Source organism: Methylobacter tundripaludum SV96 (assembly GCF_000190755.2).
Classification (GTDB): Bacteria; Pseudomonadota; Gammaproteobacteria; order Methylococcales; family Methylomonadaceae; genus Methylobacter_A; species Methylobacter_A tundripaludum.
Genome location: NZ_JH109153.1, coordinates 939024 through 960476 on the forward strand (window position 1 = coordinate 939024; position 21453 = coordinate 960476).

The 21453-nt window shown below is 50.8% G+C and carries 16 protein-coding genes; 7 read left to right on the plus strand and 9 right to left on the minus strand.

The annotated features are described in order from the left end of the window. Positions 1–28: 28 nt before the first annotated feature. Positions 29–3523, minus strand: coding sequence for a DNA polymerase III subunit alpha (gene dnaE, locus METTU_RS17025; RefSeq protein WP_006893069.1), 3495 nt, complete (start codon positions 3521–3523; stop codon positions 29–31). Between the two features lie 300 nt (positions 3524–3823). Between dnaE and METTU_RS17030 the strand changes: the two genes are divergently transcribed. The 4 genes from METTU_RS17030 (at position 3824) to ettA (ending at position 11182) form a co-directional block, all read left to right on the plus strand. Then, entirely contained in the window at positions 3824–4267 is a 444-nt protein-coding gene (locus METTU_RS17030; RefSeq protein ID WP_006893070.1) for a host attachment protein, read from the plus strand. A gap of 118 nt (positions 4268–4385) precedes the next feature. After that, positions 4386–7004 (plus strand): PAS domain S-box protein, encoded by a 2619-nt coding sequence (locus METTU_RS17035; RefSeq protein ID WP_006893071.1) that lies wholly within the window; start codon positions 4386–4388, stop codon positions 7002–7004. Between the two features lie 532 nt (positions 7005–7536). Further along, on the plus strand, positions 7537–7980 hold the full coding sequence (locus METTU_RS17040) for a host attachment protein (RefSeq protein WP_006893072.1): 444 nt from the start codon (positions 7537–7539) through the stop codon (positions 7978–7980). A 1534-nt stretch (positions 7981–9514) separates the two neighbouring features. Beyond that, the gene (gene ettA / locus METTU_RS17045) at positions 9515–11182 is read left to right on the plus strand and encodes an energy-dependent translational throttle protein EttA (RefSeq protein ID WP_006893074.1); all 1668 of its coding nucleotides are present in this window, start codon (positions 9515–9517) and stop codon (positions 11180–11182) included. 80 nt (positions 11183–11262) lie between these two features. On the opposite strand, the gene tusC is transcribed toward ettA, so the two are convergent. The 5 genes from tusC to mtnA all read right to left on the minus strand — a co-directional run bounded on the left by tusC (position 11263) and on the right by mtnA (position 14897). After that, positions 11263–11619: a sulfurtransferase complex subunit TusC gene (tusC, locus tag METTU_RS17050; protein WP_006893076.1), complete on the minus strand. Its 357-nt coding sequence runs from the start codon at positions 11617–11619 to the stop codon at positions 11263–11265. 4 nt (positions 11620–11623) lie between these two features. Continuing rightward, positions 11624–12013 (minus strand): sulfurtransferase complex subunit TusD, encoded by a 390-nt coding sequence (gene tusD, locus METTU_RS17055; protein ID WP_006893077.1) that lies wholly within the window; start codon positions 12011–12013, stop codon positions 11624–11626. Between the two features lie 280 nt (positions 12014–12293). Further along, the gene (locus METTU_RS17060; RefSeq protein ID WP_150107884.1) at positions 12294–13055 is read right to left on the minus strand and encodes a hypothetical protein; all 762 of its coding nucleotides are present in this window, start codon (positions 13053–13055) and stop codon (positions 12294–12296) included. Between the two features lie 92 nt (positions 13056–13147). Beyond that, positions 13148–13867, minus strand: a complete 720-nt coding sequence (gene cysZ / locus METTU_RS17065) for a sulfate transporter CysZ (protein ID WP_006893081.1) — start codon at positions 13865–13867, stop codon at positions 13148–13150. Beyond that, entirely contained in the window at positions 13857–14897 is a 1041-nt protein-coding gene (gene mtnA / locus METTU_RS17070) for an S-methyl-5-thioribose-1-phosphate isomerase (RefSeq protein WP_006893083.1), read from the minus strand. The genes cysZ and mtnA overlap by 11 nt, the downstream gene beginning before the upstream one ends. Before the next feature lie 59 nt (positions 14898–14956). Here mtnA and METTU_RS17075 point away from each other — a divergent pair, with 59 nt between their 5' ends. From METTU_RS17075 to METTU_RS17085, 3 genes are all read left to right on the plus strand, one after another. Beyond that, the gene (locus METTU_RS17075) at positions 14957–16270 is read left to right on the plus strand and encodes a TRZ/ATZ family hydrolase (RefSeq protein WP_006893085.1); all 1314 of its coding nucleotides are present in this window, start codon (positions 14957–14959) and stop codon (positions 16268–16270) included. Between the two features lie 153 nt (positions 16271–16423). Continuing rightward, entirely contained in the window at positions 16424–16999 is a 576-nt protein-coding gene (locus tag METTU_RS17080; protein WP_006893086.1) for a Uma2 family endonuclease, read from the plus strand. 234 nt (positions 17000–17233) lie between these two features. Further along, positions 17234–17821 (plus strand): hypothetical protein, encoded by a 588-nt coding sequence (locus tag METTU_RS17085; RefSeq protein WP_006893087.1) that lies wholly within the window; start codon positions 17234–17236, stop codon positions 17819–17821. A gap of 41 nt (positions 17822–17862) precedes the next feature. Here METTU_RS17085 and METTU_RS17090 read toward each other — a convergent pair whose 3' ends face one another. The 3 genes from METTU_RS17090 to METTU_RS17100 form a co-directional block, all read right to left on the minus strand. Next, positions 17863–18330 carry a CreA family protein gene (locus tag METTU_RS17090; protein WP_006893088.1) on the minus strand — a complete coding sequence of 156 codons (468 nt, stop codon included), beginning with the start codon at positions 18328–18330 and terminating at the stop codon, positions 17863–17865. Between the two features lie 102 nt (positions 18331–18432). Next, positions 18433–20037, minus strand: coding sequence for an ABC transporter ATP-binding protein (locus METTU_RS17095; RefSeq protein WP_006893089.1), 1605 nt, complete (start codon positions 20035–20037; stop codon positions 18433–18435). Then, the gene (locus tag METTU_RS17100) at positions 20030–21400 is read right to left on the minus strand and encodes an ABC transporter permease (RefSeq protein ID WP_006893090.1); all 1371 of its coding nucleotides are present in this window, start codon (positions 21398–21400) and stop codon (positions 20030–20032) included. The genes METTU_RS17095 and METTU_RS17100 overlap by 8 nt, the downstream gene beginning before the upstream one ends. Between the last annotated feature and the right edge of the window lie 53 nt (positions 21401–21453).

Consider the following 21453-nt stretch of genomic DNA (forward strand, 5'->3'; position numbering starts at 1 on the left):
TTCGTGGTGAATTAATTCTAAATACTTTCTACCTGTACTTAACCTCAACAGCCTCGCTTCCCAACAACGCCCTCAATCGCGCAACCAATTCATCGGTTGGCTGGACGCGCCACTCATCACCCAACTGTAGACTCGCTTTTGCAACCTTTGACGTATAACTGATTCCCACAGGACAACCGCCGCCCTTAAAAGGCTCCAGAACCGCAATCAACTTCGTCACAAAGTCATGACCTTCGCTCTCATTGTCCGCCGCATGCCATACCAACTGAATACTTCTGGCATAAACCTCCCTGGCCTGCTCCATGCTGTAAAGCTTTTCTACCGTCAAGCGTAGCGTGCCCAAATAATCGTCAACACCCAGCGCCCCTTCGGCAATCAACAGGCTGTCACGAGTAAAAATGCTCCGGTATTTATCATAAACTTCGCCAAATGCCGCGATTTCAAGCCTTCCGGTCCTATCATCAATCGTAGCAAAACCCATAACTTTACCGTTCTTGGTCTGACGGGTGCGCACTTCGACGACCAACCCGGCCGTTCGGGCTTCCATCTTCCTGCTTTTGGACCGCTCCACATTGGCCAACAGCGACTCTATGGTCCCGTTGGTAAATTGCCTTAACTCAGCCTCGTATTGGTTGATCGGATGCCCGGTCAAAAACAAACCCAGAACCAGCTTTTCCGCAGCCAGTCGCTCATTTTCAGACCACGGCTCAACCACGGTGTTATAAGCGTCTACATCATCCGCATTTTCGGCATTAACGGCCAAGCCGAACAAATCGTTCTGGCCTGTTTGCGCATTTTTTCCGTGCTGCTCGGCGACTTTTAAAACCGTCGGCAGCTCCGCCAAATGCCCGGCCCGGTTATCATCGAACTCATCGAAAGCCCCGGCGCGTATCAATGCTTCCAGCACCCGGCGATTGAATTTGCGTAAATCCACCCGCTTGCATAAATCGTACAGGCCTGAAAACAGGCCGTTTGCTTCCCGCTCGACCAGCATTTCTTCAATCGCCGCCTCGCCCACGCCCTTTAGCGCGCCCAAACCGTAAACGATATGGCCCGCGTCGTTAACGGTGAATTTGTATTTGGAAACATTGATGGTGGGCGGACAGACTTCCAGCTTCATCTGTTTGCATTCTTCAATCAAAATCACCACTTTATCGGTATTGTCCATATCGGCGGACATCACCGCCGCCATGAACTCAGGCTGATAATGGGCCTTCAGCCACGCGGTTTGGTAGGCGACCAGCGCGTAAGCGGCGGAATGCGATTTATTGAAACCGTACCCGGCAAATTTCTCCATCAAGTCGAACACGTAAGTGGCGATTTTTTCATCGACCTGATTTTCTATCGCACCGGCGGTAAATTTATCCCGCTCCTTGGCCATTTCCTCCGGTTTTTTCTTACCCATCGCCCGGCGCAGCATGTCCGCTCCGCCCAGCGTGTACAGCGCCATTTCCCGGGCGATCTGCATCACCTGTTCCTGATACAAAATAACGCCGTTGGTGGGCTTTAAAATAGGTTCCAGCAACGGGTGCGCGTACTCCGCCTTGGCCCCGTGCTTGACGTTAATGTAATCGTCCACCATGCCCGATTCCAAAGGTCCCGGACGGAACAGCGCCACCAGCGCGATAATGTCGTCGAAGCAATCGGGTTTGAGCTTTTTAATCAGCTCCTTCATGCCCCGCGATTCGAGCTGGAATACGGCGGTAGTCTGGGCGGCGGTTAACAGCTTGTAAGAATCCGGGTCATCCCGGGGAATGATCGTTATATCGACCAGCGGCTTGCCCAGTTGCTTGTGCTTGGCGTTAATGTCCTGCAATGCCCAATCGATAATGGTCAGCGTGCGCAGTCCCAAAAAGTCGAACTTGACTAGGCCGACCGCTTCGACGTCGTCCTTGTCGAACTGGGTGACCAGGTTATTGCCGTCCTGGTCGCAATACAGCGGCGTAAAATCGGTCAACTTGGTCGGCGAAATCACCACGCCCCCGGCATGCTTTCCCGCATTCCTGGACGTGCCTTCCAGCGACAGCGCCATATCGATCAACGCCTTGACTTCTTCCTCGGTATCGTAAAGTTGTTTCAGTTCAGGGCTGTCTTTTAGCGCTTTGGTCAGCGTCATGCCGATTTCAAACGGAACCAGCTTGGACAACCGGTCGACAAACCCGTAGCCGAAACCCAGCACCCGACCGACATCGCGAATCACCGCTTTCGCCGCCATCGAACCGTAGGTGATGATCTGCGCAACATGATCGCGGCCGTAATGACGGGCAACGTAATCGATCACTTCGTCCCGGCGGTCCATGCAGAAATCCACGTCAAAGTCGGGCATCGAAACCCGCTCGGGATTCAAGAACCGCTCGAACAGCAGATCGAATTCGATAGGATCGAGGTCGGTAATCTTAAGCGCGTAAGCCACCAACGACCCCGCACCCGAACCCCGGCCAGGACCTACCGGAATCAAATTGTTTTTCGCCCACTGGATAAAGTCGGCAACAATCATGAAATAACCGGGAAACCCCATTTGGGTGATCATTTTCAGCTCGAAATCCAGGCGGTCATAATAAATGCGCCGGTTTTCCTCATCCGTGCCCTTGCCCACCGCCGGATAGTGCTGCAAACGCTCTTCCAGGCCTTTCATCGACTCCTCGGCCATAAACTCGCCCAGATTCATGCCTTCGGGTACCGGAAAATCCGGCAGGAAATTCTTCCCCAGCGTCAGTTGTAAATTACAGCGTTTGGCAATCTCTACGGTGTTTTCCAGCGCCTCCGGTATATCGGCAAATAGCGCCTGCATCTCCTCGATGCTGCGTAAATATTGCTGATCGGTATAATCCTTGGGACGGCGCGTATCGTCCAACACCCGGCTCTGGTTGATGCAGACCCGCACTTCATGGGCCGCAAAGTCCTGTTGATAAACAAAACGCACATCGTTGGTCGCAACCACCGGCAAACCGGTTGCCAGCGCCAGCTCGACGGCGGCGGCGATATAGCGCTCCTCTTCGGGCTTGCCGACCCGCTGTAATTCCAGGTAAAAACTTTGCTCGAACAACGCGCCCCAAAACTCCGCCAGCCGTTTCGCCGCATCATGGTTTTCGGCTAACAGCGCCTTGCCTATACATCCGCTCATCGCGCCGGACAATGCAATCAAGCCGTTATGATTGGCTTCTATCCACTCCTGCCTGAGCATCGGCACACCCTGATGCTGACCTTCCTGATAAGCTTTTGAAATCAATTCGGTCAGCGTGATGTAACCGGCATGATTGTTGACCAGCAAGGTCAACCGGTACGGCGTAGCGGGATCTTCGGGATTAAAAACCAGCACATCGGAACCGGCTATCGCCTTGATGCCCTGCCCTAATGCCGCCTTATAAAACTTGACCAGCGAGAACAGGTTAGCGTGCTCGGTAACCGCAATCGCCGGCATATTCAACTCGGCCAGGCGCTTGACCAAGGGCTTGATTTTAACGATCCCGTCGACCAGAGAGAATTCGGTATGGAGTCTTAAATGGACAAAAGCTGGCTGCATGGGGGATTAGAAAGTTGATTCAGATTTACTATTATGCCGGATAGGCTATTTTACCCCGTCCGCACGCTTTCGTGTGACCAACATAATGACAATCACAAAACAATTAACCCAGCCCTCCACTAGGTATTATTACTTATTGATTGAAAGACTTGATTTCTCTATCCTACAAAAAGTAATATAAAACTTACGTAAAGTAGTACAAAGCCTACGGCCGGCAACACAAATCCAGCTGTTTTTTAGGCTTCCCGCGTTTTGCAAGTAGGGTGTTATTTAAACAAAATCACCACAGAGGGAACAACCATGAAATTAACCTGGATACTCGTTGCGGATAGCACTCGCGCACGCATTTTTACTGCTGACACCCCCTCGTCCCCCCTAGAGGAAATCGAAGATTTTTCTCATACCGAAGGTCGTTTACATGACCGGGAAATAACCTCCGGCCTGCCGGGAAAGATCAAAAGCGCCGGTGCGGGCGGACACACCTTTGAGCAACCCACCGACCCGAAAAAGCACGAAGCCGACGTTTTTGCTCATCGCCTCGCCCAATACCTGGAAGACGCGCACAACGCACACCGTTTTGGCCAACTGCTGATTGTTGCCGGCCCCTCTTTCCTCGGTTTGCTACGTAACCAATTGCCGGAACAGATTAAAAAGCTGGTTCGTTTCGAGCTCGACAAAGACATCACCCTGTTGAGCGCCGCCGATATTCGCCAACATCTCCCCCAATATTTGCCGAATCTTTGATAAAAACCCTCAATTAATTTAATTCTGAAAAATGCAGGCTATCACCTACATTGGCCCCTATTATGAAGAAAACCATTAATTAGAGGCTCCCATTAAATATCTTTTCAGCAACGCCTATATGACCTCAATACTGGGGACTGCGGCTATCTTGTTTGTTCTAGAAGAACTCCAGTTTATTTTCGGGGGCTCGCCACCGCTATTGCTCTTTTTGGTCGTCATCGCCTCCGCCGCTTGGTACGGCGGGACAAAAGCCGGTCTTTTCACTACAGTGTTGAGTGCGGTAACAAGTGTTTATTTCTTAACAGAACCTTACAACTCCTTTTATATCGCCAGACCCAGCGAAATGCTGCGCATCGCGACTTTGGTTGGCATAGGCACCGTATGTACCTTGGTCATTGCTCGTTTGCACGACCAGGAAAAACGGGCATTACATACGGTCATGGATCGAGAGGAGCAACTTAAAAAGGAAATCGCCAGGCGCAATCGAACCCAGGCAGAGCGGAATCTATATGTCTCACTGGCTAAAAGCAGCACCGAGTTTATCGGTATGTGCGATACCCAGCTGGAACCTTTCTTTGTTAACGATGCCGGACTGCAGCTGGTAGGTCTTGATAGCCTAGAACAGGCTCTTAAAACCCCCGTCAAAGACTTCTTTTTTCCGGAAGACCAGGCATTTATCATGGATGAATTCTTTCCTACGGTATTACGGGACAGTCGTGCCGAGATTGAAATCCGCTTCCGGCACTTCAAAACCGGGGAAGTGCTGTGGATGATCTTCAACGTCTTCGCCCTGAAGGACTTACACGACAACATAGTCGGATTCGGCACAGTGAGTACCAACATCACTGAGCACAAGCAAATCGAAGAGGCTTTGCGCGAGAGCCAGAGGGACCTGAACCACGCCCAGGCAGTCGCTCATATCGGCAACTGGCGAATGGACATCCGCAATAATATATTGGAATGGTCTGACGAAAATTTTCGAATCTTTGGCACACCTAAAGGCACGCCTTTAACCTATCAATCATTTCTGGATATTGTCCACCCGGCAGACCGGCAATTAGTCGATACGACATGGCAACAAGCGCTTACCGGCATGCCCTACGATATTGAACATCGGCTTATAGTGGACAAAAAAGTCAAATGGGTGCGTGAACTGGCTGAGCTCGAATTTGACAAGCATGGAGTGCTGCTCGGCGGTTTCGGAACCACCGAAGATATTACCGACATCAAAAGCACTCAGGAAGCATTACAGTATGAACGAGCCTTCCTCAGACAAATAATCGATGCGGTACCCAGTATGATCTTTGTCAAAGACCGGGAAGGACGGTTCATGTTAAGTAATGAGGCTTTGGCCCAGTGCTATGGCACAAGCCCTGAAAGTCTGACAGGATTGACCGACGAAAATTTCAATCCCAACGCGGACGAAGTGACTCACTTCTATCAAAATGACCTCGACGTCATAAGAACCGGTAAACCAAAACTCATTCCGGAGGAAAAAGTCACACATGCCGATGGTTCCGTACACTGGTACAGCACCGTCAAGATTCCGTTGTGCGACACCGACAATAGTTGCAGCAAACTGCTGGGCGTGGCAACCGACATTACCGAACGCAAGCACGCCGAGGAAACGCTACGCCTGATGGATCGCCGTAAAGACGAATTTCTGGCGATGCTGGCCCACGAACTCCGCAATCCGCTGGCGCCCATCCGCAATGCCGTGCGGCTGCTAAAAATGCAGGAAGCGACCGATCCCAAGCTGACATTGAGCTGCAATATCATCGACCGCCAAGTAACTCATATGACTCGGCTGCTCGATGACCTGCTGGATATGGCTCGCATCATGCAAGGTAAAATCAGGTTGAAAATCGAGCATTTCGAGCTTACCGATATTGTCAATAATGCGATAGAAACCAGTCGCCCCCTGCTCGAATCGCGTAAGCAGGAGCTGATCATTTCACAAACCATGACGCCGCAATGGCTCGAAGGCGATCATGTCCGGTTGGCGCAAGTGCTGTCCAACCTGTTGAATAACGCCGCCAAATATACCGGTGAGGGCGGCAAAATCATGTTGAGCGTGATGCGGAAAGGCTCCGATGCCGTCATCGAGATCAAGGATACCGGCATCGGCATCTCCCCTGATATTCTGCCTCAAATCTTCGATCTCTTCACTCAGGCAGACCATACCCTGGCTCATTCTCAGGGCGGGCTGGGCATTGGATTGACGCTGGTGCGTCAGCTGGTAGAAATACATGGCGGCACGGTCACCGCAGCGAGCGAAGGTATCGGACAAGGCAGCACATTTACCGTGCGGCTGCCCGCATTACCGATGGATTCATCTGCTGCCGAATCCGCGCGGACCGAATCCGTATTACCGACGTCTAAATTCCGCATTCTGGTTGTGGATGACTATGCTGATGCGGCCGAAAGTCTGATGATGCTGTTGCAAGCGAAAGGGCATGAAGTCGAAATAGCCGATTGCGGCATAAAAGCAATAGAGCAGGCGCAAGTTTTCCACCCGCAGGTTGTGCTGCTCGATATTGGTCTCCCCGATCTGGATGGTTATGAGGTCGCCAAACGGCTACGCGCATTGCCTGAGACTCGGGATGCGACCCTGATCGCCTTAACCGGTTATGGACAATCTGAAGACCATAATCGCTCACAATCGGCAGGATTCGACCATCACTTGCTCAAGCCGTTGAATTTTGATGAATTATCAGCCTTACTGACATCGTCATAAAGCCGATTCCCCATCGGTCTGAAGCATTTCATGTTGCTAACCGATTGTTAATCATGCATCCAATAGTTATTCACAAAACCTGGGGATAACTCTGTGGATTGATTGTTCTGCTTGTCGCTTACTTGCGGTTTTTATTAGTGTTTTGTTAAATTGTACAAAAACTTAACAAATCCATAATTTTACAGACTATCAATGACTTACAGCTGCTTATCGGACCTTATACCGCTCATTCAAAAGCATCGCTAAGTCACTGATTGTTTCTGTGTGCAAATGTTAAATGCACTTGTCAAAAACCAATTAATCAATGCCTTCGATGTATACCCGCACCCTTTTACGGACAGGCCGCTTTCTTTATACGTAAGACTAAAATAATGCCCCTACAGGCCTCACCCGCTTGGTATTACTACTTATTGCTTGAGGGGCTTTATTTCTCTATCCTATAGTCAGCAGTACAAAACCGGATGTTTTTTAGGTTTAACGGTTTTTGAAAATACTATGTCATTTAAACAAAATCGCCGCAGAGGGAACAATCATGAAATTAACCTGGATACTCGTTGCCGATAATACCCGTGCTCGCATTTTTACTGCCGACGCGCCCTCTTCCCCTTTAGAGGAAATCGAAGGCTTTTCTCATGCCGAAGGTCGTTTACATGACCGGGAAATAACCTCCGACCTGCCGGGAAGGATCAAAAGCGTCGGTGGAGGCGGACACGCTTTTGAACAACCTACCGATCCGAAAAAACACGAAGCGGACAATTTTGCGCATCGCGTCGCCCAATATCTGGAAGACGCGCATAACGCCAACCGTTTTGACCAACTGCTGATTGTTGCCGGCCCCTCTTTTCTCGGTTTGCTGCGCAACCATCTGCCGGAACAGATTAAAAAGCTGGTTCGTTTCGAGCTCGATAAAGAAATCACCATGTTGAGTACCGCCGAAATTCGCCAACACCTGCCCCAATATTTGCCGAATTTTTAATAAGCCTTCTCGTTTCTACTCGCAGAAGCGCTATTTCACACCAAAATATAGCGGTTACCCTGCACTCAAAGTTATTCACAAAACCTGTGGATAACTCTGTGGATTGATTGTTTTATTTACCGCTTAGCTGCGGTTATTATTAGTGTTTTGTTAAATTGTACAAAAACTCAACAAATCAATAATTTTATCAACTATCAATAACTTACAGTCAGTTATCGAACTTTAAACGGCACATTTAAAGGCTCCGCTAAGTTATTGATTGTTGCTGTGTGCAAATACTATTGAATCAAAACTATTCCCCCCTCCCAGCGCCAAAATTTGCTGCTTAAGAGCCGTAGAATGTGGTGAATTCGCGAACCGCACCAATCGTGTCATTCGCCAGCCGAAACATTCGGGAGATCAATGCTCCCCAATGCTTTGAAGAATTTCACGTTCAAGATAAATAGGGGAGCTGGAGTAGGGCCAATTCACCACTTGCCGAACCCGGCCATGCTTCGCTGGATTCAATGACTGTAATGGCAATGTTTTTAGATGTCCCGCTCGCGCGGATTTGATGTTCCCGTGGCGGTTGCCGGATGGTTCGCTAATTTCCAAACTCAAGTTTGGAAATTAGGATTTGGAAGCAAGAACTCTTCAGGGTTCCCAATCTCCCAATTGGGAACCCGCAGAATTATATTAAATTTTCGTTAAATTTATTAACTCTTAGCATCTTTCTTGGATTTCTTTACAGCCTTCTTTTCTTTCGGACTCAGAGCCGGTTTTTTCTTGTCTTCTTTATTGCTTTTTTGTTCTTTGCTCATGGCGCTCGCTCCAAATAATTGATGGGGTTTTCTGAAAATTCATTCGAATGACACCGATATGCCAATGTTTTGAAGGTTGATGTGGCAAAGTTTGATTGCCAAATACAACGGTTTAAGCATACTCTCATGCCCAAAAAAGAACAACTTTAGCTATTGAAAATCTACGATATTAAAACAACGGAACACCTTGAAAATCAATAACTACCAAGCACTATAGATCAGGCGTACTGTTTATGCCCGATATTCCCATGCTTCAATATGGCGGCGAATTTCTGGTTTGCCCAACGTCATTCCACTACCCAATGCCGGAATGTCAGGCAACGAAAAGCGGGCGCCTAAAGCGCCTACTTTGGGTGTCCGACCTATCCGGCTGATGTGTTTGATTCACGCGAACAATGCGCTTCACTGCGTTTAGCGCATCCTGCGGTCCTATTGAATCAAAACCATTCCCCCATCCCAACGTCAAAATGGCCGCTTAAAGGCCGTAGGACGCGGCGCGTTCGGAAATCCCACTGTTTGGTGGTTCTTATTGGGATCGTGCATCGACCTTCCGCGCTATCGCATACAGATAAAAAACTATAACTCTTAAAAATTGCCAAATAACATGGAATAATAGCCGACATCGCGTTACCCGCAAGGATGTTGGTACTTAGCGTGAGCGGGAGCGGAAGCTGCGCCCAAAGCGCCTACTTCCGGCACTCTCTATCAACCTTAAACCGATAAACTAAAACACTATGGCGCAATACATATACTCAATGAACCGGGTCGGCAAGATTGTCCCGCCCAAAAAATACATCCTCAAGGACATCTCGCTGTCTTTTTTCCCCGGCGCAAAAATCGGGGTGCTGGGCTTAAACGGCTCCGGTAAATCGACGCTGCTGCGCATCATGGCGGGCATCGACAAGGAAATCGAAGGCGAGGCTATCCCGCTTAAAGGCATTAAGATCGGTTATCTGCCGCAAGAGCCGCAACTCGATCCCAATAAAACCGTGCGCGGCAATGTCGAAGAAGCCGTCGCGGAAATCAAGGAAACCTTGGCAAAACTCGACGCCGTCTATGCCGCTTACGCGCTGCCCGATGCCGACTTCGACAAACTGGCCGCCGAACAAGCGTTCCTGGAAGACTTCATCAACGCTTGCGACGGCCATAACCTGGAGCGCAAGCTGGAAGTCGCCGCCGACGCGTTGCGCTTGCCCGATTGGGATGCCGATGTGACCAAGCTGTCCGGCGGTGAAAAACGCCGAGTGGCGTTGTGCCGGTTGTTGCTGTCCAACCCCGACATGCTGCTGTTGGACGAACCGACCAACCATTTGGACGCGGAATCGGTCGCCTGGCTGGAAAGATTCCTGCACGGTTATCCGGGCACCGTGGTTGCGGTCACCCATGATCGCTATTTCCTGGACAATGTGGCTGGCTGGATTCTGGAACTGGACAGAGGTTCCGGCATTCCGTGGGAAGGCAATTACTCCAGCTGGCTGGAGCAAAAGAGCAACCGTCTGTTGCAGGAAGAGAAACAGGAATCTTCCCGCCAGAAGGCCATGAAAGAAGAATTGGAATGGGTGCGCTCCAACCCCAAAGGCCGACATGCCAAAAGCAAGGCCCGTCTGGCCCGTTTTGACGAACTGTCGTCAACCGACGTGCAAAAGCGCAACGAGACCCAGGAAATTTATATTCCACCCGGCCCTCGTTTGGGCGACGTGGTAATTGAAGCCGACAACGTCAGCAAAGCTTTCGGCGACAAGCTGTTATTCAACGGTTTGAGTTTTAAACTGCCGCCCGGCGGCATCGTCGGCATTATCGGCCCGAACGGCGCGGGTAAAACCACGCTGTTCCGCATGATGGCCGGTGTCGACAAGCCCGATTCGGGCACCCTAACACTGGGGCAAACCGTTCAACTCGCCTATGTTGACCAGTTGCGCGATGACCTGGATCCGAAAAAAACCGTGTTCGATGAAATTTCCGACGGGCTGGATTTGATTACCGTTGGCAAATATGAAACTCCATCACGGGCTTATGTCGGTCGTTTCAATTTTAAAGGTGCAGACCAGGGAAAACGTATCGGCGATCTTTCCGGCGGCGAACGCAACCGCGTGCATTTAGCCAAACTGCTTAAAACCGGCGGCAACGTACTGTTGCTTGACGAACCGACCAACGATCTGGACGTTGAAACCCTGCGCGCCTTGGAAGAAGCGCTGCTGGCGTTCCCCGGTTGCGCCGTGGTTATTTCGCATGACCGCTGGTTTTTGGATCGGATCGCCACGCATATGTTGGCGTTTGAAGGTGACAGTAATGTGGTCTGGTTTGAGGGTAACTATGAAGATTACGAAGCCGACCGTCATCGCCGCTTGGGTAGCGATGCGGATAATCCGCATCGGTTGAAGTACAAAAAGCTGACCGGTTAATTGGAGTTCGTAGGGGCGCCCCTTGTGGGTGCCCTGTTTTGCGTCATGTATTGGGCACCCACAAGGGGCGCCCCTACAACCTACCCCGCAAACACCACATCAAACCGCTTCATCAATCCGGCTATATCTTTCCGGTAAAACTCCTGCACCGGTAAACACAAATCGTCCGGCTTTAAGCCGCGTTCCTGTAGCGACTCCACTTCGGCATAGATGTCGTTCACATCGTAAATTTCCAGCGCTTTAAAAATGGCTGCGGTATCTTTCATGTCCGCTATCTCAGGATTCTGCCCGTTTTTCAGCTGAAACACGCCATCGTCCAGCAACAAAATGCTGACATGCTGGTCAAACGCGGCAGTGGTCAGGATAATGTCCAGCATTTCCTGAACCTGAGCACCGCTGTGCGGCGGTTTGCGCAGTACGAATAAATAACGCTTCATGCCCTCACCCGAATACGATAAAGCGGTCGGCTTCCAGGGTAGCCTCGACCAGCTGCCCCAAACCGGAAATACGAAAACCCTCGGCCAGGTCATTATCCTGCTTGCCCTGCCGCTTGGCCTCGTCGCTACATAACAAACCACGCCGTTGCGCGGCGGAAATGCACACTACCAAATCGACCTGGTGCAGTCTTGCCAATTCGCTCCATTGCGCGGTGAACTGGAGTTCGTCATCCGGCGGCGTGGCGTACTTGAACGCATGGTAGATGCCGTCATGATAAAAAAACACCCGGAACACTTCATGCCCCGCTGCCAAGGCGGCATTGATGAATTGATACGCGCTATACCCGGCATTCGACTGGTACGGGCTGGCGTTAACTTGGATGGCGAATTTCATTGGGGTTTAACCTCGTTCCCACGCAACACGTTACTACCATCAAGTTAAGAAATACGCTGGTTCCCAAGCTCCAGCTTGGGAACCCAGGTAACGAAGCTCTAGCTTCGCGAGACGGGAAGCTAGAGCTTCCCTCACCGAATTCCCAAGCTGGAGCTTGGGAACTAGCACAAACAATATAGTCATAAGTCATGTAGGGTACGCTGTGCGTACCTTTCGGCGTTCGGCATTGATGGTACGCACAGCGTACCCTACATGGCTGTCTTCGTCTTTTTACTGGCATCTACTGAAGACTCAAATCAGGAAGATCATCCATTGTTAATCGATCAGGCAATCCACCTGCTTCTACCTCACCAAGATGAAGTAGGAGCATTCTTATAGCCTTATCAATCCATCGTGTTTCTTCACACGTTAGTGGCTTCATAGAGCCGAGCATCTTTCTCGCAGTAGTTACACTCCCTCTCTCGGAAGTTAGCTCACCTAATTTATTAAGAACTCGCTTATCTATTTGAAGTATTGACGCAGCATTTTTTCTACCTCCAGCAGGTGTTTCTGCTACGGTGAGTATGTAATAGGCAGCGGACTGAATTGGCTCACCGCTGTCATAAAAAGCCATCAAGTAACGCGACCACGCTGCCTCTAAGTGTGGTGAAAACTTGGTGCTAGGTGCCGGGGGATATTCTTGCAACTCGAATATTAGCTGCCCCTTGTCATCCTTCTCATACTTAAGTGCTTCCGGTGCGTGCCCGGTTTGGTCAACCACGACACCTGTTGTCTCTGCCTTCCAGAAGGCAAACCGAAATTTTTTGCAAGGATGGCGACATATTTCTGCTTCTATTTGCCATGCCTTAATGAAGGGACTCACAAGATGGCGAGCTTCAGCGATCAACTTGCATTCAGAAGCGAGTTCTATGGTTAACACTTCATCTTTCAACTCGAAGCTACCAATCTCATTTTTACCCAGTATTGGATCAGGTTCAGAGAACGGGGTTGTACAATCAAGACGATAAAAAAGTTTAGTCACCATTCCTTCAGTTTCCTTCATAGTGCAATGTTTGACCTCAGTGTAGTCGTCTAACTATAAATAGGCTCTTTTTTAAGTGCATCAGTACCTAGAAACACTTGCCCATCTACCGCTCAATCCCGCTTAATCTCATTAAAATAAAGCGTAGCGCCAATCACCGCTGCCGGGGCGACGATGATATTCAGCACCGGAATGGTCAGTCCCAGCACCGCCAGTCCGCCAAAGCTTAATGCGCCCAGCCTGACACTTTTAACCAACTCTTTTTGCTCGGAAAACAACACGCCCTGATTTTCCAGCGGATAAGCCAGATATTCCAGCGCCATGCCCCAGGCCCCGAACAGCGCCCATAAAAAAGGCGCAAGCACATTGATGCCGGGAATAATCGACAAGACCAGCAACGGCAAGGCTCGAGCCCCCAAATAGCCCATGCGCTTTGATTCCGCAAAAAGAACTTTAACTAAAGGCTGTTCGGCAGCTGACAGGGGCTTTCCGCTGACCATTGCCAGCGTTTTTGCCGATAATTTGCCGTAAAAAGGCGAGGCCAGCAGATTCGCCAAGACCGTAAAGGTGAAAAACCCGGCGATAAAAAAGCTGATGAAAAACAGCGGCCATAACACCCAGCTCAACCAATGCAGCCAGCCGGGAATGAATTGATCGATCAAATCCGAGATATAAAAATAACCCAAGGTTAAGGCGGCGCTGTACAGCACCACGTTAATCAACATCGGGATGATGATGAATTTGCGCAATTCCGGACTGGTCAATAATTTCAGGCCCTTCAATAAAAAGCCGATGGCTAATACCGGATTGTTGCCTTTCTTATCAAATTGCATTTTTTAAACCTCCCACGCCTTGCCCGGCTGGATTCAATACCACACCGCGCTCGGTCACAATCGCCGCAATCAGTTCCGCCGGGGTCACGTCAAAGACCGGATTCCAGGCGCTAACCAGGGAATCCTCGTTGTTATAACAGGCAGGCAATAATTCGTTTGGGTTACGTTGTTCGATTTCTATCAGGTCGCCGCTAGGCATAGTCCAGTCGATAGTCGTGGTCGGTGCGACCACCATCAACTTTACGCCATGCTGTTTGGCTAATACGGCCAGGGAATAGGTGCCGATTTTGTTTGCAGCATCGCCATTGGCGGCAATGCGATCCGCACCGACGACGATCCAATCGATCGCGCCGGATTTCATCAGCCATGCCGCCGCCGAATCGGCGATCAAGGTCGCCGGGATGCCGTCTTGCGCCAATTCCCAAACGGTCAGCCTTGCGCCTTGCAGCCAGGGTCGGGTTTCGCCCGCATAGACGTTGATGCGTTCCCGTTGATAAGCGCTACGGATAACGCCCAGCGCCGTGCCGTAGCCGCCGGTTGCCAAGGCCCCGGCGTTGCAGTGCGTCATCACGCCTTTGGCACCAGCCAGAATATCCGCGCCCAGTTCGCCCATCTTGTGATTGGCGGCAATATCCTCGGCGTGGATTTTTTCCGCACACGCCAGAACCGCCGTAATCGGATTATCAAGCTGCTTGGCCAGTACGGCTTTCATCTGATCCAGCGCCCAAAACAAATTAACCGCCGTGGGTCTTGACGTTGCCAACATGGCTATATCGGCCGCCACTTTTTGCCGCCAATGATTGGACTGGGCATAGTGTTTACGAACCGACAACGCCACACCGTAAGCCGCGGCTATACCGATAGCCGGTGCGCCGCGAACGCGCATGCCGGCAATGGCTTCGGTGACGCCGACGGCATCCTTGTATTCGTCGTAAACAATTTTTTCCGGCAATTGCCGCTGATCCAGCACTTTTAAAGCATCGCCCGTCCATTGCAAGGCTTGTACAGTCAATTTATTTTGTATAGTCATTTTTATCAAAAACCAATGGTAAAAAGTTATAATTCGGCAACCCAATACAGGAATACCATATGACAGTTGTCGATACCCTCATCCACGCTCGCTGGATTATACCCGTTGAACCGGAATCCGTAACCTATGAACACCATACGCTGGTAATCGATGGCGGCCGAATTATCGACCTGCTGCCTACCGAGCTTGCCAAGCAAAAATACCAGGGCACGACTACCGAAAACCTGGAAAATCATGCGCTGCTGCCCGGCCTGATCAACAGCCACACCCATGCCGCGATGACCTTGATGCGCGGCATTGCCGACGATTTGCAGCTGATTGACTGGCTGCAAAACCACATCTGGCCGCTGGAACAAAAATGGATGAGCGAAGCGTTCGTCAAAGACGGCACAGATCTGGCGATAGCCGAGATGATCCTGGGCGGGACGACCTGCTTCAACGACATGTATTTTTTCCCAGAAATCACTGCGGCGCAGGCGATTCATCACGGCATCCGCGCCAGTGTCGGCCTTATCGTTATCGATTTCCCGACAGTCTGGGCCGAAAACAGCGAGGCCTATATTGAAAAAGGCCTAGCCCTGCATGATCAACTGCGGCACCACCCGTTGATTACCACGCCGTTTGCGCCGCATGCGCCGTACACGGTGTCGGACGAGCCCTTGCAAAAAATAAAGACCCTGGTCGACGAACTGGAACTGCCGATCCATATGCATGTCCACGAAACGCTGCATGAGATCGAGCAGGAACTGGAAAAAACCGGGCAGCGGCCCCTGCAAAGATTGCATGAGCTCGGCCTGATCGATCCGTCGTTCATCGCGGTACACATGACCCAGTTAACCGATGACGAAATCGCCCGCTATGCGGAATCCGGCGCTCATATCGTGCATTGTCCCGAATCCAATTTAAAACTGGCCAGCGGCTTTTGCCCGGTTGCCAAATGCATCGCGGCAGGCATCAATGTGGCGTTGGGCACCGACGGCGCGGCCAGCAACAATGACCTGGATATGTTCGGCGAAATGCGCACCGCAGCCCTGCTCGGCAAAGCCGTTGCCGGTGACGCCAGCGCCATTCCTGCGATGACCGCCCTGCGCATGGCGACCATCAACGGCGCGAAAGCCTTAGGCTTGGACAATGAAATCGGCTCGTTAAGCATCGGCAAAGCCGCCGACGTGATAGCCATTGATTTATCGCACTTGGAAACCCAGCCGTTATATTGCCCGATTTCGCAGATCGTTTACGCCGCCAGCCGTCAGCAAGTCACCGATGTCTGGGTGGCGGGGAAGCGCTTGTTAAAGCAACGTCGCCTGACCACGGTTAATATTGATGAGTTGAGGATGAAAATCGCCGAATGGCAGGAGCGGTTAGCGAATTGATTTTTCACCACGAAGACACGAAGAAAAATATAAAGCTTCGTGCCTTCGTGGTGATATATTTAAGTCAATTATCTTTTTCTGCCCAGCACATTATTGATGAACCCATACCTTTGATGTTGTAAGTTACATGGCTTCCACTTTGGAGAGCAAACAATGAGTACCGCAGAACAATTGCAACAAAAGTACACCTATGGCGATTATCTCAAATGGCCTGAAGATGGGCGCTGGGAGCTGATTGACGGCGAGCCCTATGCCATGACCGCCCCGCAACGGTTGCATCAGGATATTGTCTTTGAGTTGAGTAGACAAGTCGGCAATTACCTGCAAGGCAAGCCCTGTAAAGGCTATACCGCCCCCTTCGACGTGCGCCTGCCGCGCAAGGATGAAGCCGACGCCAATGTGGAAACGGTAGTGCAGCCCGATCTAAGCGTCATTTGCGATCCGACCAAGCTGGACAAGCAAGGTTGCCGTGGCGCGCCGGATTGGATTGTCGAAGTGCTTTCGCCTTACACCGCGCTCAAAGACATGAACACCAAACGCAGCCTTTACCAACTGCATGGGGTGCAGGAATATTGGATTATCCACCCGGAAGATCGTTGGCTTTTGGTGTATACGCTGGACGAACAAGGACGGTACGGCCAGCCCGGCGTGTTCGGCATGGATGAAGCTACCGCTGTGCAACGGTTCCCGGATTTGAGCATTGATTGGTCGTTTATGGCGGCCATATAAGACCGCAAGTAAGCTCGGCGCACCCTACATGAATTTAACGTTAGCCATCTAATTTACTCTGCACCCACTTATTTTGATGAAACCTCCTTGCGGGACGGGGATTACAACTCCGCCCTTAACGCTCCAGCAATGTCCGAGCTAAATGGCTACGCCTTAACCCACGTAAAAGATTTCGAACAGGGCACCCTGCCCCGCCCAACTTTGACGATTAAATCAGTTTAGAGAACTCCCCTTATGGTTACAAACCTCATCATTTTTTTCTTGTATTTGGTTGCAGTTATTTATTTCGCGGGCTTTGCTCTGATCAGTAGCTCAACGCAGATAAGAATCAAAGAAGTCTACATGTATTCAGGAACACTCGCCCTGATAGGATGCATTAGTGAGGTGGCTATTAATAGCTTCTGCAGGACGGCTTTCGACTCGCCTCTTTGGATATATCAGGTGACACCTGTACATAATGGAGACACTTCAATTTTTGCGTTTTTTCAATGGTCACTCTATGGTTATCATCTTTATTTTGTTCAAAACAAGATTCAGTCCCTTAACCTTAAACATGAAGCCTATATTTTTGCTGCAGTGATCTCTGTAGAGGCGTTGTTACTGGAAATATTCGTCAATATTTCCAGTAAATTTTTCCTTAACACCTTCATATTTTATTATCTGCCTGGAGATATGGGACATTTGACCACTGTTTATGTCTTCCCTGTTTATCTTCTGGGAGGCGCCATACTGATTGAAATCTTTAAAAGATTTTTGCAAGACCCCGTGTTTTTCGGCAACCTGAGTTTTTCCATTGCTTTTATTTTTGTGTTTTTATCGTAACATCCGTATACACAAACAAATGCCCGATGTCCAAAGCGTTACTAATCCCACTTCATAACCGGCACGGATGAAATAGAGTTCTTAGGGGAGCCTTCAATCACCTTATCGCTGTAAGCCAGATAGACCAGGACATTACGTTTTTTATCATAGAAACGCACCACTTGCAGGGTCTTAAAAACCAGCGACAGGCTCTCTTTAAACACCACATCGCCACTTTTTAATTTATCCAGTTTGCTCGGATCGATTGCGCCTATTTGCCGACAGGCAATTGACGCTTCTGTCGGATCTTCAGCCAGGCCTACCGCGCCTTTCATGCCGCCTGTTTTAGCGCGCGATATATGACAGGCAACACCCGGAACATCAGGATCGTCGAAGGCTTCAACCACAATTTTATGATTGGCTCCCAGCAGCTTAAATGTCGTGGTTACATCGCCGATCTCTTCGGCTGACGCCGTAAAGGCTAAGGTGCCGAGCACCATTGTTGCCGCAAGCAGAATTTGTTTTTTCATAAGTTTATCCACAAAGTTAAGAAGTTATACTGTCTTTATTACCTGAACGCAGCTTTGAATGTTAAACCCCTTTGCTGCGAACCCGATGATCATGTTTTACTCTCAATGATCCATTTTCAAAACCGGCACTGCCGCCAGCAGCTTTTTGGTATAGGCGTGTTTGGGCTGGGTCAAAACCTCGGCCACGCCGCCTTGCTCTATGATCTTGCCTTGGTACATGACAGCAACGTCGTCGGCTATTTCCGCGACAACGGCAAGATCATGGGTGATGAACAAATAGCTGACGCCCTTTTCCTGCTGCAAGGTTTTCAGCAATTGGATAATCTGCGCCTGCACCGACACATCCAGCGCGCTGGTCGGCTCGTCGCAGACGATCAGTTTGGGGTCGACCGCGAGGGCGCGGGCAATGCAGATGCGCTGACGTTGGCCGCCGGAAAACTCATGCGGATAACGTAGCGCCGAATCTTCGGGCAAATCGACTTGCTGCAACAGTTGCCGGACTCTGGCCTTACGCTGCTCCGCGCTCACCTCGGGATGCAAGGCCCTGATGCCTTCGGCGATGATGTCGCCGACCAGCATCCGCGGGTTCATTGATGAAAACGGATCTTGGAATACGATCTGGATATTGGCGCGTTGTCGCCGCAAGGCTTCGCCGGTCAAGCCATTCAACTCGACGCCGTTGATGACGACCCGACCGCTGCCGGGTATCAGGTTTAGCAAACTCTTGCCCAGCGTGGTTTTGCCGCAGCCGGACTCGCCGACCAAGGCCAGAGTTTTGCCTTGCTGGATGTCGAAACTGACGCCATCGACCGCCCGCACATAATCGACGATTCGCTTGAATATGCCTTTACGGATCGGGTAATGACAATAAAAATCGCTGACTTGCAGCAGCGGCGGATTTTCCTCTGTGCTGTGCGCTAAGCAGTTCTGCATCGACGGCAAGGCGTTAAGCAACTTGCGGGTGTACGGATGTTTGGGCTGGTTGAAGAACTCGGCGGTCGCGCCGGTTTCGACGATTTTGCCCTGCTGCATAACTGCAACCCGGTCGGCGATGCTGGACACCAGCGCCAAGTCATGACTAATCAGCCACAACGCCATGCCGGTTTGCTCCTGGATGTCTTTCAGCAACGCCAGGATTTGCGCCTGGATAGTCACGTCCAGGGACGTGGTCGGCTCATCGGCGATGAGCAAATCCGGCTTGCCCGCCAGTGCAATGGCGATCATCACCCGCTGCCGCTGGCCGCCGGAAAGCTGGTGCGGATAGTCCTTAATGCGCTGCGGGGCTTGGGGCAGTTCGACTTGCTGTAATAGTTCCAGCACCCTTTGTTGTATCGCGTCTCTGGGTAAGTCGAAATGCAGTTTGATGACTTCCTCGATTTGACTGCCGATGGTCATCACCGGGTTCAGCGAAGACATCGGGTCTTGAAAAATAAAACCGATGCGTCGACCGCGAATTTTGCACAACTCGAATTCCGAACGCTTCAGTAAATCATCGCCGTGCAGGTTGATCGCTTCGGCATTAAGCCGTGCATTATTAGGCAACAATCTGAGCACCGACAAGGCTGTGATCGATTTGCCGGAACCGGATTCCCCGACCAATGCAAAGGTTTCGCCTGCATGGATTTCAAAACTGATGTCGTCGACCACCGTCTGCCGGTGGTTGAAGGTGATGCTAAGACGCTCAACAGCCAGTATCGGATTATTCATTACCGCTCCGTCTCGGATCGAACGCATCCTGCACCACGTCGGCAAACAGATTGGCTGCCAGCACCAGCGCGAACATAAACACGAAGGCGGCCGTCAGCGACCACCACACGATAGGCTCGCGGGCCATTTCCAGCCGCGCGCCGTTAATCATATTGCCCCAGCTGTAGCTGGTCGGATCGACGCCGATATTGATGTACGACAACACCGCTTCGGCCAACACCAGCGAACTGAAATCCAGTACTACTGAAATCAACACGATGTGCATGACATTCGGCAGGATGTGGCGCAGTAAAATCGCGCCTTGCTTAACGCCCAAGGCATGGGCGGCCTGAACGTATTCCATTTCCCTGAGCTTGAGGGTTTCCGCCCGAAGCAACCGGCATAAGCCTGTCCAACTGGTCACGCCGAGGATCATGCATAGGAACAGCAAGCGCATATCGGCCCTGACGATGACGCTGGTAAAAGCCGCTTCGTGATTGGCCATGTACACTTGCACCATCAGGATGGAAGCGGCGATCAGCAACACGCCGGGAATGGAATTGAGCGTGGTGTAGACGTATTGGATGACGTCGTCCACCCAGCCGCGAAAAAACCCGGCCAGGATGCCGAAGATGATCGCCATTGGCAGCATGATTAGCGTGGTTAAGGTGCCGATGACCAAGCCGGTGCGGATGCTCTTTACCGCTTGATAAAAGACGTCTTCGCCGACTTTGTCGGTGCCGAACACGTGGTAGTAGGCGGACAGGTGGATCAGGGTCGTGGCGAGCGGCACGATAATAAACAGGACTAACCAGACGACTTTGGTGCTTGGGTTCACCACCGCTCGTGCCGCTGGAGCGACACGGACTGTATTCCCACGCCGGAGCGTGGGAATACAGAGATAGAGCATCATAAATAATCCCGTCAAACCTACGCCTTGAGCCAAGCCATAAAATCCTTTTTGCAGAATATCGCGAATACGCTGCGTTTCAGGATCATCCAAATGTCTGCCGCCGAACTCCAGGCGCGGATAACCCCATTGCATCGAGCCGTCCGGCATCGCCATCATTTCCTTGCTGTATAGCTTAGTCGCAAAAGGCGCGGAATAGGTTTTTTCGCCATGCTCCCGCAGCGGCGTCGCCCAATCGTCCAACAGGCTGATAATCTCGTTTTTCTTGTCATCGGCAGGCTTAAAATGCACGGAATCGAGCAAGCCGATCAGCACAAAAAACAGCAGCACCACCAGCGATATCATGCCGATTTTACTGCTGCCTATTTGTTGCAACGGGCGCTTGATGTGTTCTTTGCCGCGCAGATACAAGCCCAGTGCCAGCATCACCAGGATCAGCAAATAGATCAGTGCGTCTGTCCATAGAATAATCATTACATTAGCCTGTGTTGGTCAAGTCATGTTCGACAATGTTCAAAGCCAGCTTT

Excerpts from the sequence above, each read along its gene's own strand:
- METTU_RS17075 (WP_006893085.1), top strand. The coding sequence starts at position 14,957 with ATGACAGTTGTCGATACCCTCATCCACGCTCGCTGGATTATACCCGTT.
- METTU_RS17030 (WP_006893070.1), top strand. The coding sequence starts at position 3,824 with ATGAAATTAACCTGGATACTCGTTGCGGATAGCACTCGCGCACGCATT.
- ettA (WP_006893074.1), top strand. The coding sequence starts at position 9,515 with ATGGCGCAATACATATACTCAATGAACCGGGTCGGCAAGATTGTCCCG.
- METTU_RS17040 (WP_006893072.1), top strand. The coding sequence starts at position 7,537 with ATGAAATTAACCTGGATACTCGTTGCCGATAATACCCGTGCTCGCATT.
- tusD (WP_006893077.1), bottom strand. The coding sequence starts at position 12,013 with ATGAAATTCGCCATCCAAGTTAACGCCAGCCCGTACCAGTCGAATGCC.
- cysZ (WP_006893081.1), bottom strand. The coding sequence starts at position 13,867 with ATGCAATTTGATAAGAAAGGCAACAATCCGGTATTAGCCATCGGCTTT.
- METTU_RS17035 (WP_006893071.1), top strand. The coding sequence starts at position 4,386 with ATGACCTCAATACTGGGGACTGCGGCTATCTTGTTTGTTCTAGAAGAA.
- tusC (WP_006893076.1), bottom strand. The coding sequence starts at position 11,619 with ATGAAGCGTTATTTATTCGTACTGCGCAAACCGCCGCACAGCGGTGCT.
- METTU_RS17100 (WP_006893090.1), bottom strand. The coding sequence starts at position 21,400 with ATGATTATTCTATGGACAGACGCACTGATCTATTTGCTGATCCTGGTG.
- METTU_RS17080 (WP_006893086.1), top strand. The coding sequence starts at position 16,424 with ATGAGTACCGCAGAACAATTGCAACAAAAGTACACCTATGGCGATTAT.
- METTU_RS17095 (WP_006893089.1), bottom strand. The coding sequence starts at position 20,037 with ATGAATAATCCGATACTGGCTGTTGAGCGTCTTAGCATCACCTTCAAC.
- METTU_RS17060 (WP_150107884.1), bottom strand. The coding sequence starts at position 13,055 with ATGAAGGAAACTGAAGGAATGGTGACTAAACTTTTTTATCGTCTTGAT.
- dnaE (WP_006893069.1), bottom strand. The coding sequence starts at position 3,523 with ATGCAGCCAGCTTTTGTCCATTTAAGACTCCATACCGAATTCTCTCTG.
- mtnA (WP_006893083.1), bottom strand. The coding sequence starts at position 14,897 with ATGACTATACAAAATAAATTGACTGTACAAGCCTTGCAATGGACGGGC.
- METTU_RS17085 (WP_006893087.1), top strand. The coding sequence starts at position 17,234 with ATGGTTACAAACCTCATCATTTTTTTCTTGTATTTGGTTGCAGTTATT.
- METTU_RS17090 (WP_006893088.1), bottom strand. The coding sequence starts at position 18,330 with ATGAAAAAACAAATTCTGCTTGCGGCAACAATGGTGCTCGGCACCTTA.